This window comes from Pseudomonas sp. Lb2C2, from assembly GCF_052112205.1.
GTDB classification, from domain to species: domain Bacteria; phylum Pseudomonadota; class Gammaproteobacteria; order Pseudomonadales; family Pseudomonadaceae; genus Aquipseudomonas; species Aquipseudomonas kilonensis.
In genome coordinates, this window is sequence record NZ_JAUTYW010000002.1 from 56,465 (window position 1) to 71,322 (window position 14,858).

Consider the following 14,858-nt stretch of genomic DNA (forward strand, 5'->3'; position numbering starts at 1 on the left):
CCGCTCTCTTGAACCGAAAGCGATATGCAGGGTCTGGTGTGCGCGCATTGCTGTGCATGCCTGCTGTCATTTCTGTATCGAGGGATCGAACATGTCCGTATTTGCCTTAGGGACGAGGCTAGTTGTTGCGTCGCTGTGTTTTCTGGCGATGAACATTGCTGTCGCCGCGCCAACCCCCGGCGACACGGACCTGATCCGTGAACGCCAGGACCGTCTGCTCCAAGAGCAGCGCCGACGCCTTGAAGAACTCAAGGACCTGCCCGGCAAGGAGGCGAAGCCGGCCCAGCCCACGGCACCTGCCGATACCCGTTGTTTTCCGATCAAGACCATCGAGCTCAAGGGCGCCGATGCTTTGTCCGATGCGGAGCGCGAACGCCTGCTCAAGCCTTACATCGGCCAATGCCTGGGCGTGCCGCAGTTGAACGAGCTGCTCAAAGTCATTACTGACCATTATCTCGACAAAGGCCTGGTCACCAGTCGTGCCTACTTACCGCAACAGGACCTGTCCAGCGGTCACCTGCAAGTGCTGGTGGTCGAGGGTCGCCTGGAAGGCTTGAGAGGTGCCGAGAACAGCAAGCTGTCGGATCGCGAGTTGGCGATGGCGTTTCCCGGCAAAACCGGCGAACTGCTCAATCTGCGTGAGATGGAGCAGATGGTCGATCAACTGAACCGGTTGCCGTCCAACCGTGCACAAATGGAACTGACCCCGGGGCAGAACATCGGCGGCAGCGAAGTGCGGGTCAATAACACTGCGCAAAAAACTTGGCGCGCTGGCCTGTCACGGCATAACGACGGGCAGAAAAGCACGGGCGAGCAGCAATGGGGCGCCTCCCTGGACTGGGACAGTCCCCTGGGCCTGGCTGACCAATTGGCCTTGCGCGGTGGCCACGATGCCATCAGCGATCACCAGAAAACCTCGCGCAACGGCATGCTCTATTACAACCTGCCGTTTGGCTGGTGGAACCTGAGCTACACCTACAGCCAAAGCGAGTACCGCGCCGTGGGCCAGGCCAACGGCTTCAATTTCAAGCAGAGCGGCGACAGCCAGAACCATCAGGTGCGCCTGGAACGTGTGGTCCATCGCGACGCGGTGAGCAAGACCTCCCTCAATACTGGTCTTGCGTACCTGCGCACCAGTAACTTCATCGAAGACAGCAAGCTCGCTGAAAGCAGCAATCGCATCAGCGAGGCACAGTTCGGCATCAACCATGGCCGGCGAGTGGGCAATGCCTTCGTCAACCTCGACCTGGGCCTGCAACAAGGTATCGGTGCCCTCGATGCCCAGGGCGATCATGAGCCGGGCCCTGGAGTGCCAGATGCGCGCTATCGCAAATACACCGCGACCCTCAGCTATTTGCAGCCCTTCATGCTGGGCGGCGAGTCCTTCAGCTTCAGCAGCCTGATGACCGGCCAGCGTAGCGAAGACGTGCTGTTCAGCCCCCAGCGCATGAGCCTGGGCGGCCTGTCGTCGATTCGTGGTTACAAGGACCAGACATTGTCCGGCGACAGCGGCGGCTATTGGCGCAACGACTTGCGTTGGAGCCGCCCGGTGACCCTGGAGTGGCTGCGCCCGGTGTTCGCCGAATACGGCACCAGCCTCGGCTATGACCTGGGCGTGATTCGAGGCAATCACTACAACGACGATGAGCACGGGCGCATGTCGAGCAACTCGCTGGAGCTGTTCGCCCGCGGTGAGCACCTGAGCGCCAGCGTCACCTTCGCCCACTCCCTGGAACGTCCGGATGCCCTGACCGAGCGCGAAGCGCCGATCTACTTCCGCGTGGATGTATCCATCTAATTTCTGCTGTAACGAGACCTGATCATGGACGACCGCCAATACGCCTTCCTGGCCCGCCAGCCTTCTGCTGCCCTGAAAACCCGCGACGCCTTCTGGGGCATGCCCAAGCGCGGCCTGGCGTTCCTGCTGGCCAACGTCATGTTCTGGCAGCCAATGTGGGCCCAGGCGGGCGGCATCGTGGTCAGCGCCCCGGGCACCAGCCTCGGGCAGGCCGGCAACGGCGTGCCAGTGGTCAACATCGCCAAGCCCAACGGCAGCGGCCTGTCCCACAACCAGTTCAAGGACTACAACGTCGGCAGCAACGGCGTGATCCTCAACAACGCCACCAACGCCGCCCAGTCCACGCAACTGGGCGGGATCATCCTCGGCAACCCGAATCTCCAGGGCACGGCCGCGAAGGTCATCCTCAACGAAGTCAACGGCGGCAACCCCAGCCAATTGCGCGGCTACACCGAAGTGGCGGGGCAGTCGGCCCATGTCATCGTCGCCAACCCCTATGGCATCACCTGCAATGGCTGCGGGTTTATCAATACCCCAAAGGCGACCCTGACCACGGGCAAGCCGATCATCGAAAACGGCCAGGTGGGTCGCTATCAGGTGGACCAGGGCAGCGTCGCCATTGAAGGCGCGGGCCTGAACGCGAACAACGTCGACCGCTTCGAAATCATCACCCGCAGCGCCAAGATCAACGCCGAGATCCAGGCCAAGAACCTGACCATCGTGGCCGGGCGCAATGACGTCAATGCCAATACCCTGAACGCCACTGCCCGGGCCGATGATGGCAGTGCGAAACCAGAGCTGGCTATCGACTCGTCGGCGTTGGGTGGTATGTACGCCGGCGCGATCAAGCTGGTGGGTACCGAGGCCGGGGTTGGCGTGAAGCTGGACGGCAAGATGGTTGCCAGTGGGGGGGATATTCAGCTGGATGCCAATGGGCATTTGAGTTTGGCGCAAACCACGGCGGCAGGTGCCGTCGAGATCAAGGCTCAAAGCCTGGACGCCCAAGGGACGATCTATGCCGGCAGCCATGTTCAGGCGACGACCAAGGGCGCTCTCAGCAACCAGCGCGCCATCGCGGCGCGCGAGAAGGTCACGCTGACCACCGACGGCCAGCTCAACAACCTCGGCATCATCGAAGCAGGCGTCAACGTCGATAACACCCGCAACCAGATTGGCGATGTCGTGCTGACCGCGGTGAATATCGACAACCGCGGGCAGAGCGTCATCGCCAGTCGCGACTTGAAAGCCACGACCACGCAGACCCTCGACAATCGCGGCGGCACTTTTTCCGCCGGCAAGACCCTGACGCTCGACAGCAAGGACATCGATAATCGCGCCGGCACGCTGGTCAGCCAAGGCAAAATTCAAGCGTTGGCCACTGGGGCGTTGGATAACCGTGATAAAGGGATCATCGCCAGCGACGGCGAGCAGACCCTGGTCGCCGGGACGCTGAAGAACAGCGCAGGCGTCATCAGCAGCAACGACCTCCTGAAGCTCGAAGCGAGAACCTTGGATAACAGCGGCGGCAAGATTGCCTCCGACGCCGCACTGACCCTTGGGGGCGGCAATGCTGAAAATAGCGCAGGACAAATCACCAGCCAGGGTGATCTCGTTGCCACGCTGAAAAGCTTCAACCAGCAGGACGGCAAGTTGGTCAGCCAGGGGAAACTGACCCTGACCGCAGATCACATCAACAACAGCGCCGACGGCTATATCGCCTCGGTCAAGGCGATGAGCCTGACCGCTTACCAGCAACTGCTCAATAACGGCGAGGCGATCATCAGCACTGAGCAGGGGCTGACGATCAGCGGCGGTGGCCTCGATAACACCAAAGGCAGCCTGCTCAGCCAAGGTGATCTGAAGGTCGATATCACCGGGGATTTCCTCAACCAGGATGGCAGCGCCATCACCCAGGCTGGGAACGTGGATATCGAGGCGAGCAGTCTCGATAACCGTGGCGGTGTCCTTGCTAGTGTCGGCGGTTGGCTGAAAGCCACGCTGGCCACGGTGTTGGATAACGGCGAGTCGCTCACCTCGGCCGACGCAGCTGGGTTGATCCAGGCACAGTCCGTCGATCTCGATGCGAAACAAGCGGTGCTCAACAATGGCGGGCAGGTTTCGGCTTTGTCCGATGACGTTGATATCACCACCGCCACGCTTGAGAACCGCAACGGTGCAGTGCTCGCCAAACAGGCCCTGACTGTACGTGCTCAGAATCTGGACAACAGCGACGGACGCGCAGCGGCAAACGCCGTTGATTTCGGTTTGACCGGGGCACTGAATAACCAGCGCGGTCTGGTGGAGGGTTCCAACGGCCTGCTGATCACGGCTGCGTCGATTGATAACCAGGGCGGCAAGTTGCGCTCGGTGGGCAAGCTGGGGAACGCGACGCTAACGGTTGATCAGCTGCTGGACAACCGGAGCGGCGTCATTGAAGCGGCCACCCAGGACCTGTCCTTGCAGATGGCAGGCTTCAACAATGCTGGCGGCAATGTTCGTCATGTGGGCACCGGCACTTTAGCTGTGGACCTCGCCAGGTTCAGCAACATTGGCGGCAGCCTGATGACCTCAGGCACCCTGACCGTCGACGCGGCGCGTTGGGACAACAGCTCGGATATCCAAGCCAATGTCCTGAACCTGAAGGTGGGCCAGCTCAATCAGACCAGCAGCGGCAAGTTGGTCGCGGTGCAAAGCCTGTTGGCTACGGGCGGCACCTGGAACAACGCGGGCATCATCAGCAGCGACGTTGATCTGGATCTGAAGCTGACCGGCGCTTATGTCGGCACCGAAAACAGTCGCCTCAGCAGTGCCGATCAATTCGATCTGAGCGCCGCCAGCCTCGATCTCTCCAGCGGCTCGCGCCTGGCTGGCGGTGGCATGACCACCATCAGCAGTCTCGGTGCGCTGAATAATGCCGGCCGGATCACTGGCGGGGGCAAGTTCTCCCTGGCCGCCACGAGCCTGGTCAATACGGGCACGCTGGGTGGCGCCGACACCGTCGAACTGGCTGCCAACGAGGCCCGTAACGACCGCGGCCTGATCTTCAGCGGCGCGGACATGGCCCTGCGTTTCAACCGCTTCACCAACTATCGCGCGGACGTCTACAGCCTGGGGGCACTGAATGTCGCGGCACGAGATGGCGTCGCTCGCAGCGTGTTGCTGGAGAACATCTCCGGCACCCTTGAGTCGGCAAAGGACATGTCGCTGCGCAGCGACACCCTGATCAATCGCAAGGACGTCTTCTCCACCACCGATGAGCTGGTGTCGGGCTCCATCAGTGTCAAATGCTATGACTGCGGTGGTGACCACCACAACGTCGACTATGTGGCCAGTGAAACCTACCAAAGCGCAGTGCTTGAAGACTCGGCCAGTGCCACGTTGATGAGTGGGGCGAAGCTGACCGTTGATGGCTCTGCGGTGACCAACCAATACAGTGTAATGGCCTCGGCTTCCGACCTGCTGATCACCGCAGACAACTTCGCTAACGTTGGCGCTGCTTCCGGCACTAGCGTCAGGACGCGGACCTGGAACACCGGCCGGGTCACCGATGGCACCGACGAGCGTTTCCGCGCCAGGGTCATCGTCCCCTACAACGCCCAGGCCAACCCGAAACAACTGCCGGTCGATGCGTTGAACCGTTTTCGCCAGGTGGGCGACATCACGATCGTGACGCCAGGAGAGTCGCTGGCACCGTCGGTTGTTCAATCGGGCGGCAATATCAGCATCCAGGCTACGCAGCGCCTGGAGAACAGCAGTATCGTGCAGTTCCGGGCACCGCTGGCGGGTGCAACCAAGTCAGCAGCCACCGATGTGGCCAGCGCCGCACAGCCAGCGGTCGTGGTGCTCAACCCGCAGTTGCCGCCTGATCTGGCCCAACAACAAGTCAACCCGACCACCATGCCCGGGTTCACCTTGCCGACTGGCGAGAATGGTTTGTTCCGTGTCGTCGACAGCGCGGCCGCAGCGCAAGACAGCCACGACCAGAGTCGGGCCACTGTCCAGGGCTCGGACGCCAGCCGGGTCATCACCGGCCCCAAATACCTGATTGAAACCAACCCCGCGCTGACCGACCTCAGGAAGTTCATGAGCTCGGACTACTTGCTGGATAACCTGGGTTATGACCCCGATACCAGTTGGAAGCGCCTGGGCGATGGTTTGTACGAACAACGCCTGATCCAACAGGCGGTGCTGGCCCGCACTGGGCAGCGTTTCATTGCCGGACAGACCAGCGACGAAGGCATGTTCAAGTACCTGATGAACAACGCCATCGCCAGCAAGGAACAACTGAACCTGACCCTTGGCGTGACCCTGACTTCGCAACAAGTCGCCGCGCTGACCCACGACATCGTCTGGATGGAAGACCAGGTCGTCAATGGCCAACATGTCCTGGTGCCGGTGCTTTACCTGGCACAGGCCAACAACCGGCTGATGGCCGATGGCGCGTTGATCCAGGGCAAGAACCTCACCCTGATTGCGGGCACCGACCTGAAGAACGCCGGGACGCTGCGTGCCAGCGAGAACCTCTCGGCGGCAGCCGGGAACAACCTGATCAACACGCGCCTGGCCGAGGCTGGCGAGCGGCTCAAGTTGGTCGCGGGCAAAGACCTGGTCAACATGCAAGGCGGCATCCTCAAAGGCAAGGACGTCGAGCTGTTGACCTTGACCGGCGACATCCGCAACGACCGGACCATCACCACCCTCGAGAACAGCGGCAAGGGCTTCAGTTCGAAAACCTCCGTTGTCGACAGTGCCGCGCGCATCGAGGCCGGTAACAACCTCACCATGCGTGCAGCGGGCGATCTGCTCAACGTAGGCGGCGCGATCACTGCGGGCAGCAACGCGGACTTGAGTGCGGGCAAAGACGTTGTCATCTCCGCGGCTCGCGAAGAAAGCGGCTCGATGCGTCAGGACAAACGCCACTTCTGGGAACAGAGCCAGACCGTTCAGCACGCCAGTGAAGTCAAGGCGGGCGGCGACCTGAACGTCACCGCCGGCAACAACCTGACCGTAGTCGCCAGCCATCTGCAAGCCAAGGGCGATATCAACCTGAGCGGTAACGATGTCGCGCTGATCTCGGCGGCGAACGAGAACTCCAGCGAGTACCGCTACAAACGCAGCGGCAAGAAGATCAACAAGGAAGAGGACCATGTCTCGCAGCAGGCGAGCACCCTCGATGCTGGGGGGGATGTAAGGGTTGCTGCGCGCAATGATCTGTTGATGGTCGCGAGCAAGATTGCGGCGGGTAACGAGGCGTATCTGGTGGCGGGTAAGCAGCTGAGTCTGCTGGCTGAGCAGAATCGTGATTACTCGCTGTATGACATGAAGAAAAAGGGCAACTGGGGCAGTAAAGCCGCACGGCGCGATGAGGTGACGCAACTCACCCATATCGGAAGCGAGATCAACACCGGGGGCGACCTGATGTTGGTCAGCGGTGGCGATCAGACCTATCAAGTGGCGAAGCTGCAAAGCGGCAACGACCTGATCATCGACAGCGGTGGGCGCATCACCTTCGAAGGGGTCAAGGACTTCCACGACGAGAGCCATACCAAGAGCAAAAGCGACCTGGCCTGGTACAAGATGAAAGGCGAGGGGCGGACTGACGAAACCTTGCGCCAGAGCGCTCTGGTTGCCCAAGGAAAGTTGGTGATCAAGGCCGTCGATGGGCTGCGCATCGATGTCAAACAAGTGGATCAGCAGAGCGTCAGCCAAACCATCGATGCAATGGTGAAGGCTGAACCGGACCTGGCCTGGATGAAAGAGGCCCAGGCGCGTGGCGACATTGACTGGCGCCAGGTGAAGGAAATCCACGACAGCTTCGAGTATGACAATTCCGGTCTGGGAGCTGGGGCCAAGATCGCCATCGCGATTTTGATGTCTTTCATCATGGGGCCGGCAGGTTTCGGACTGTCGGGCACCAATCTTGCGGTCGCCACCAGCCTGAGCACCACGGCGGTCACCAGCACCATTGAGAACAAAGGCAACCTGGGACTCGCGCTGAAGGAAACAGTCAGCGCCGATAGTTTGAAGAGTGCGGCGATTGCCGGTTTTACCGCCTATGCATCCGAATACGCGGACCAAGAATGGTTTAGTAGTGCCGACAGCTCCAGCACGACCACTCAAGGCGTCGAGCCGTCGACGGGGTCGGCAGGTTCGGCATCGAGCGCGAGTAATTCCTCCAAGGATATCTTCCGTTGGAACACCGCGACTGACACTGCAATCCGCACAACCGGGCAAGCAGTGATCTCCAGCAGTATCTCCACCGCGATCGGTGGTGGCAGCTTTGGCAGCAACTTCAATGCTGCCCTGCTGGGAGAGGCCGGCAATGTGGCGATGGCGACCGGCTTCAACTGGGTGGGCGATACCATCAAGTTCCCCGATGGCGGCCCACAGAAAATTGTTGCCCACGCGATCATGGGGGGGCTGCTGGCTGAGCTGACGGGCAGCGACTTCAAGACCGGTGCGGTTGCCGCCGGTTTGAATGAAGCGCTGATTCCCGGCATGGCCAAGGTGGCGGGTGAAAACAAAAATCTGCAACTGATGCTGTCGCAACTGACGGGGCTTCTGGCAGCGGCTGCGGTCGATGGCGACCTGAATACAGGTTCGACGATCGCCAAGAAAGCGACGGAATTCAACTATCTGTTCCATGCCGAACTGGTCGAAAGAGAACAGAAGCTCAATACGTGCGCCTCCCCGGCGGATTGCCAATCCGTCAGGGACTATTACAACAACCTCGATACGGCTCGGAACAAAGAGTTCGGACAGTACTGCCGGAATAACCCGGCGAGCTGTTTGCAAGTGACCAAACAGCTGGTGGATGAGATTCCGGCTAATGAGAAGATGCTGCATGACGGCAGGAGCGCCGGGCTCGATCGTTCCGCAGCGCTTTGGGAAATTACTCGAAGTAACGAGCGGGCCATCAATACCGGCATCGTCGAGAAGACGCGTACCGATAAAGGCGATGGGGCTGCCTTTCTGACGGAGCTTGCGGCGGATGGATTGAGTCAGGACCGGGGGCTGTTCTCGTCGACGGCTGGGGGGAAGGGTGGTACAACCGGGGTTAAGGTTGGGGTTGTGGGGGCCGATGGTGAAAAAGGGGCTAGGAATCTTCCACTCAAGGATGCTGATCGTTTAGCTGAGGTAAATAAGACTCTTGATCGTATCGAAGCTGGCGGTCCTTTTCCCCACAGTAAAGATGGAACCATCTTCAGGAACAAAGAAGGTAAGCTGCCAGATGGAGATTACCGTGAGTATACCGTTGATACACCAGGCGCGAGCAATCGCGGCACACGTCGGGTAGTTCAAGATGCAAACTCCGGTAGGATGTACTACACAGACGATCATTACGAAAGTTTCATTCAAGTTGATCCGGTCAGGAGGTAGTCATGGCGAATATGAGCTACTTGAAAAAAGCGTCGGCAGTTTCGATCCACTTTGTTCGCGCTGAGGAGATTAAAGATGAGTTGGACTCTCTAGGCGATATGGTAATTGCGAGGTCAGTAGCGAACGTAAGGTCAGATAAGGATTTGTTTGCAGTTGTCGCGTCGGCGATGCAGTTTCCAGATTATTTTGGAAACAACTGGGACGCTCTTGACGAGTGTTTGGGTGATATGGATTGGTTGCCTGCTGATGGTTATTGTCTTGTTCTACGCGATGCAGCTAAAGGATGGTCTCAGGCCCCATATGCGTTGGGGTGTTTTGTAACGGCTTGGCTGGAAGCTGCTGAGTATTGGGCGGAAAGCAGAACGCCATTCCATTTAGTGTTCGTTATGTAATAAGTTCAAAAGCAACCGGTGCAGCTGTAGAGAAAAGGGCAGACTTGTTTTTTGTAAGCACAGAGGGAGCCAGTTTTTTGTTTTTGCTCGGTGTCTAGTCCTGAAATAGGTTTACACCTATTTCACCCCAACGCCCGATGCATCGCATCGGGCGTTTTGTATTTCAGAGACAGGTGTGGACGCTCGCGGTTGTAGATCGATACCGACTCACTGACCATCTTCTTCGCCTGCGTTAAATCCTGTGGCCGCTGGAGCAAAAGCTCTGTCTTCAATATCCCGTTGACCCGCTCTGCCAAGGCGTTTTGGTAGCAGTCATAGCCATCAGTCATCGAGCACCTGATGCCGTGCTTCACATGCAACTCCTGATACATTCCCGAGCAATACTGGCTGCCTCTATCTGAGTGATGCACCAGCGGCTGCTCCGTTCGACGGTATTTCACCGCTCGGCGCAGCGCCTGCGCGACCGACTCGGTGTGTAGGCTTTCATGGACGTGATAGCCCACGATCTTTCGTGAAAAAGCATCCGTCACAAGGCTCAAGTAGGCCACACCTTCCTGAGTGGGCAGATAGGTGATGTCAGCCACCCAGACTTGTTCCGGGCCGCTGGGAATAACTTGATTAGGACCGGGTTTGAGCAGGTTTGGATGACGCCGAAAGCGGTGATGGCTGTCGGTTGTCTTGTGATACGCCCGCTTGCGGGCTACCAATAAACGCCGTTCACGCAGAATCGAAAACAGGCGATCTCGACCCACTTGCAGCTCAAGCTGAGGTTGGCACTGCAGCAAGTAATGCAGCTTTCGGGCGCCCAAACGTGGCTGCCGCTGACGTTTTTGCTGAACGAAATCGGCAACTTTCTGATCCAGAGCGAGACGCGCCGCATCGGCGCGATTGCGTTTGTAGTAAGCTTGGCGGCTTATCTCCATGAACTGGCAAGCCCTGCTGATGCTCAGGTTTTGGATTCGTTTTTGGGCGAGGACTTGCCGGGACGCTTTTTTACGACAGAGAGACCGTAGTCATTTTTCAAGACATCCACGACCGCCTCGAAAAACTGCGCTTTCTGATTGGACAGCGCCAACTGCTCTTCAAGCTCTTTGATGCGTTGCTCTGGCGTTAATGGTCGGTTTTTGTCGGGCATAGACCCCATCCTCGGCGAGCCAATGTATGTGCCTGGGCTCCAATCCTGCCGACCGTGCTTGCGTAACCACGTCAGAACGGTCGTTTTGCCTTGAATCCCGTAGCGCTCCTGAGCCTCTTTATAACTCAGCTCGCCTTTTTCGACCTGATCGACGACCGACAATTTAAAGGTCAGCGTGTAGTCTCGCTGACTACGCCTTTTTACTGATTCCATTACGTCCTCCTGAAAGCAGATCAGAAGGTGTAAACCTTATTCAGGACGGGACACGGTTTATAAATAAGTCTGTCCCCTTTTTTCCTTTTTTCTGCCAGGGACTGACGGCGCAAGCCGTCACGAAATGGCGTAAGAAACCCAGCGGGTACTAACCCCGCCCGGCAAGGACTAGCCATCCACCGGAAGCGAGTCTTGCGTGGTGTTCGGGTAACCGGCGCTGCGAAGCGTAGACAGCGAGTGTGAAAAGGGGACTGTGAAAAGGGGACAGATTTATTTTGTGCGAAAGAAATACAGATATCCCGTGGTAAATACGGGGAGGCGGCTGATCATATTTCAGATGCGCAAAGAGATGGTCACCCGGATGTATTAACAATCGATAGGCCAGGAGCTCCAGGGAATAGGAAGGAGTCCATTGGTGGTCTCCCGAAGGTTTCTGGGAAACAATTGGATGAGTACCCACCAGCTATGTTTAAGGAAGGTGGGGCTGGCGCGAGTGTTAGACCCATAAGCCCGAGGGATAATATGGCGGCTGGCGCGTGCATAGGGAATGCATGCCGAGGATTGTCAGACGGAGAAAAAGTCAGGATTAAGGTGGTGGAATAATGGCTAGGTTTGAAGAAAGTGTGTATCTGTCATACTCACAATTTTGCGTATTTCTGAGCTCGCTCGATCAGCCATATAACGACTGGAGTGATCGGAGCTATGCGCAAGGATTTTCTTGGCGAGTGGGAAGCGCTTCTTTTAGGGCCTTAACTGAGGATGGGGTTCATAAAGTTAATATTTTTATCAATGAAGAGGAATCTGTACTGGGTACGGAGGTTGTTCGGGCGTTTAGAGTTCCATTTGCTGTCAAAGGTAAGAGTGTTGAAATCGGCAGTATCTCGGATACGGTTTCGCTAGAGCTATCTGAGGGGGATTATGCTCTTTCGGTCGAATTTATTGATCCTTCCCTGAATGGTGTAAATGAAATAAATGTCCGATTGAATAAAGGGAGTTGTGATTTTGACGTGTTAAGAGCAGATGCTGAAATTAATGATCAGGGCGGCTTTGATGTCAATGCGAAACCTGCGAGTTAGATAGTGAAGAAACGTGCCTTGGAGGGCCATTGATGCGACACGATGTTGTTTTACGCTTTATAGCGATGACTTTGTTCTGCTTCACACTGACGGGATGCATTCATTACGAGCATAAGAGCGCAGAAGGAAAACCCTGGGAAGAGGTCGCGACGATTCGGCAGTATGACAAAAGCCTGTCAATATCTAAGATCGATGACGATGAATCCTTATATCAGCTCGCTCGCCAGACCGAATATCGACTCGGCGCAGGAAGACATAAACTTTCCGTTAAGCAAACTATTGGAACCGGATACTCAAGTCCAGTTGAAATGACCGTGGATTTGGTCGGGGGCCGTACCTATGGGCTTTATGGCATATCTTCGATGAAATGGTGGTATTACGAAATTCGCGATGTCGAGACAGGGCGTTCCGCGAAGGTTATAGAGCCGGCTGTTACAGCGACGCCTTCTGGATCAGCTGGGCAGGCGGTCCAATAATTTCATTGTGGCAAGGGAGCAAGCTCTCATGGAACAAATTGCAACCATGTGATTTTTAAGGCTGAAAATACATATCGATCGTTCCCACGCTCCTGCGTGGGAATGTCGCCAGGGACGCTCCGCGTTCCGCTTCTGGAAGGGTGACGCAGAGCGTCACGGGATGCATTCCCACGCAGAGCGTGGGAACGATCAAACTCGGTGTGCCAGGAAGATTGAGTTTACTGCTCTAGGGCTGTTGCGCAGCCCAGCGGGGCGGTGCGATGTTTCGCTAAATCCCCTCGCCACAAAAGCCGGATTGTGATCGCTCACCATGGGCAGGTTTATCTTGCTGTCCCCTTCTTTTTCTTCCTGTCGCGCCTTGGGTGTCCCGGGTTTGCGTACAACGAGCTTACAGCGGGCACCACGGGTCTTCCCCCTTCGCGCTTTCCAGGATCTTCGGAAAGTTTCGCTCAAAGGCCCAGCCTGAAGCCACGGCAGTCATGGTGGTTTTGCAGGCGGGGTTCTTTTCCGAGACGATCACGTTCATATAGAACTGGCTGCCGTAGATTGTCGGCGCCCATAGCACCATGTCGCTTCTGTCGGCATTGCTGTCGACTTTCAATTGGATGGTATTGACGAGTCTCCCACCCGTCGTGAGCTCGGTCACTTGTGGGTGAAAGCAGTGGTTCAGATAGCTTTGTACCCGTTTTTCCACCTCCGCCCGCTCCTGTGTCAGGCAGTACTCGGGGCTGGTTACGCCAGTGTTCAGCAGCTCGTCCTTGGTATACGGATGCAGTGAGCAGCCGCTCAATAGCAGAAAAACGATCCCTGTAAATTTCTTGTACAAAACTCATGCTCCATCTGAAAAAGGAAATATTTTCCATCTATTTAAGAGGTGGATGGCCGTGTGGCTGGATAGGTGACTGGCCCAAGGGCCGTCAGCTTGTCTATCGTGAAGGTGCTCATCAACACTTTGATGAGTACACCGATGGTGGCGTTCAGCGCGGCGATGCAGAGGGCAAACATCACCTCAGTGATCATCCATCAGTGGCCATGGAGCGACTTCCAGGACATGAACTCCGATGGTCGTAACCCGTAGCGTGCGAGCACCCCTTCGTGCAGTCGACGGAGTTCTTCGACGATCAGTGCTTGCACCTCCGGCTGCTCTCTTTCCGAAACATATTCCGCTACGGAGCGTTGAATACAGAACAACGGGTCAAGCTCTGGGTGAGTGACGATTTCCCGAATGGTCTTCTTGATGAGGTCTCGCCATGCCAGGCGTAAAGGGTCCGGCTCCGCAAGGTCTTGCTTGATTGCCAGATATTCCTGTGTTGAGCGTTCGTAGGCCCAGATATACAGGTCGCGAAGCAGCTCTACACGGGTCATTTCGTACACACCCAACGTGGCTCGGCTGTACGCCTGCTCCGGTACATCCAAGAAGGTCAGCGGACAAAGGTTGGCCCGGAACAAGGGGAGATTTGCTGCCAGTCGGGATGTGCGTTTATTGATGCCGGCAAAGGGCTGCAAGTAGGGCAGGTGCACCATCATGAAGAAAGACTGCTCGAACGGATCAGCGATCTGATTGGCTTTGCCAAGCAGGACGTCCAGTGCATCTTCAATTTGCTGTGGCGTTGAGAGCGGGCGATAGGTACTTTTCCCGATGTCGACGGCGTGCTGGCGAATTCGGCCCTCGTCTGCTGGGTTGGGCAGCAGGTTTTCGGCCAAGGCGCTATGCAGGTTCATCAATGTGTAGCGGTTGAACTCGGCACTCTCGATGTTCTCGACCAAAAGCTCGATAGCTGTCTTATGGTTCAAGATCATCTGCGTTTCTATAGCGGCCTTGCCCTGTGCTGCCTTACCTTGCTCGATGAGTTGTCGCGTGTCGAGCCGTGAGTAGGTGTTCCCTTCCAGATGGCTTGATGCCCACGACAGATCAATCAACAAGCGATTCAGAACCGCCCGGCTATAAGTGCCTGCTGGCTCCGTCGCATCTGCGGTTTTGCCCATCCTGTGCAATTGGCGCCGCAACGACTCAGGTAAGTACCCTGTCTCGTTAGGACGATAGGCGTCCAGAAAGTCACGCTGGTAGCCCACCGGCTTGCGCGCTTCTGTGGGCTGGTTGATATAGGCGAGTATGTCCCGGCTGTCTGCAGATAATGGAATGAAGGCAGGGAAGGCATCGGTGTCAGTATTCAGGGCGTGGGTTTCGGCCTGGTGTTCTATTGCGAAATAACGTCGTGCCCTGCCTTCTCCCTGTGCAGTGATTTGGCTGCTTTCGACCAGGTTTGCAAGGATGCGCTGCGCCGTTCGCCGGGCGATTTCCGGGTGCTTGGTCAAAAGCTCTGAGAGGCTCGCCCCGCTCCTGGATGCCAGGATACTGTTCAGTATGTCGGTGGTCGAAGGCATGGT

At 57.2% G+C, this 14,858-nt stretch carries 8 protein-coding genes and 2 pseudogenes; 6 read left to right on the forward strand and 4 right to left on the reverse strand.

Features of this window, described 5'->3' with window-relative positions:
- Positions 1–91 precede the first annotated feature (91 nt).
- Genes Q7F16_RS04525 through Q7F16_RS04535 form a run of 3 tightly spaced genes read left to right on the forward strand, consistent with a single transcriptional unit; the run spans position 92 to position 9,570 of the window.
- Positions 92–1,798, forward strand: coding sequence for a ShlB/FhaC/HecB family hemolysin secretion/activation protein (locus tag Q7F16_RS04525; protein ID WP_409556016.1), 1,707 nt, complete (start codon positions 92–94; stop codon positions 1,796–1,798).
- A gap of 24 nt (positions 1,799–1,822) precedes the next feature.
- Positions 1,823–9,178 (forward strand): two-partner secretion domain-containing protein, encoded by a 7,356-nt coding sequence (locus tag Q7F16_RS04530; RefSeq protein ID WP_409557440.1) that lies wholly within the window; start codon positions 1,823–1,825, stop codon positions 9,176–9,178.
- Positions 9,179–9,180: 2 nt separating this feature from the next.
- Positions 9,181–9,570 carry a barstar family protein gene (locus tag Q7F16_RS04535; RefSeq protein WP_039010458.1) on the forward strand — a complete coding sequence of 130 codons (390 nt, stop codon included), beginning with the start codon at positions 9,181–9,183 and terminating at the stop codon, positions 9,568–9,570.
- A 94-nt stretch (positions 9,571–9,664) separates the two neighbouring features.
- Here the strand turns inward: Q7F16_RS04535 and Q7F16_RS04540 are convergent.
- Positions 9,665–10,918: pseudogene (locus Q7F16_RS04540) on the reverse strand (IS3 family transposase).
- A gap of 411 nt (positions 10,919–11,329) precedes the next feature.
- Between Q7F16_RS04540 and Q7F16_RS04545 the strand changes: the two are divergent.
- Genes Q7F16_RS04545 through Q7F16_RS04555 form a run of 3 tightly spaced genes read left to right on the forward strand, consistent with a single transcriptional unit; the run spans position 11,330 to position 12,470 of the window.
- Positions 11,330–11,521, forward strand: coding sequence for a NucA/NucB deoxyribonuclease domain-containing protein (locus tag Q7F16_RS04545; RefSeq protein ID WP_409557443.1), 192 nt, complete (start codon positions 11,330–11,332; stop codon positions 11,519–11,521).
- Positions 11,521–11,994, forward strand: a complete 474-nt coding sequence (comJ, locus tag Q7F16_RS04550; protein ID WP_409556014.1) for a competence protein ComJ — start codon at positions 11,521–11,523, stop codon at positions 11,992–11,994. Before Q7F16_RS04545 ends, comJ begins: the two co-directional genes overlap by 1 nt.
- A gap of 32 nt (positions 11,995–12,026) precedes the next feature.
- Positions 12,027–12,470, forward strand: a complete 444-nt coding sequence (locus Q7F16_RS04555) for a hypothetical protein (protein ID WP_204127242.1) — start codon at positions 12,027–12,029, stop codon at positions 12,468–12,470.
- 388 nt (positions 12,471–12,858) lie between these two features.
- Here the strand turns inward: Q7F16_RS04555 and Q7F16_RS04560 are convergent, their stop codons facing one another.
- The 3 genes and pseudogenes from Q7F16_RS04560 to Q7F16_RS04570 form a co-directional block, all read right to left on the reverse strand.
- Positions 12,859–13,296 carry a hypothetical protein gene (locus Q7F16_RS04560; protein WP_079301723.1) on the reverse strand — a complete coding sequence of 146 codons (438 nt, stop codon included), beginning with the start codon at positions 13,294–13,296 and terminating at the stop codon, positions 12,859–12,861.
- 74 nt (positions 13,297–13,370) lie between these two features.
- A pseudogene (locus Q7F16_RS04565) lies at positions 13,371–13,490 on the reverse strand (DMT family transporter); the annotation flags it as partial.
- Between the two features lie 3 nt (positions 13,491–13,493).
- Positions 13,494–14,855: a Fic family protein gene (locus Q7F16_RS04570; RefSeq protein ID WP_046063121.1), complete on the reverse strand. Its 1,362-nt coding sequence runs from the start codon at positions 14,853–14,855 to the stop codon at positions 13,494–13,496.
- Positions 14,856–14,858: the final 3 nt, after the last annotated feature.

Excerpts from the sequence above, each read along its gene's own strand:
- Q7F16_RS04525 (WP_409556016.1), top strand. The coding sequence starts at position 92 with ATGTCCGTATTTGCCTTAGGGACGAGGCTAGTTGTTGCGTCGCTGTGT.
- Q7F16_RS04530 (WP_409557440.1), top strand. The coding sequence starts at position 1,823 with ATGGACGACCGCCAATACGCCTTCCTGGCCCGCCAGCCTTCTGCTGCC.
- Q7F16_RS04535 (WP_039010458.1), top strand. The coding sequence starts at position 9,181 with ATGGCGAATATGAGCTACTTGAAAAAAGCGTCGGCAGTTTCGATCCAC.
- comJ (WP_409556014.1), top strand. The coding sequence starts at position 11,521 with ATGGCTAGGTTTGAAGAAAGTGTGTATCTGTCATACTCACAATTTTGC.
- Q7F16_RS04555 (WP_204127242.1), top strand. The coding sequence starts at position 12,027 with ATGCGACACGATGTTGTTTTACGCTTTATAGCGATGACTTTGTTCTGC.
- Q7F16_RS04570 (WP_046063121.1), bottom strand. The coding sequence starts at position 14,855 with ATGCCTTCGACCACCGACATACTGAACAGTATCCTGGCATCCAGGAGC.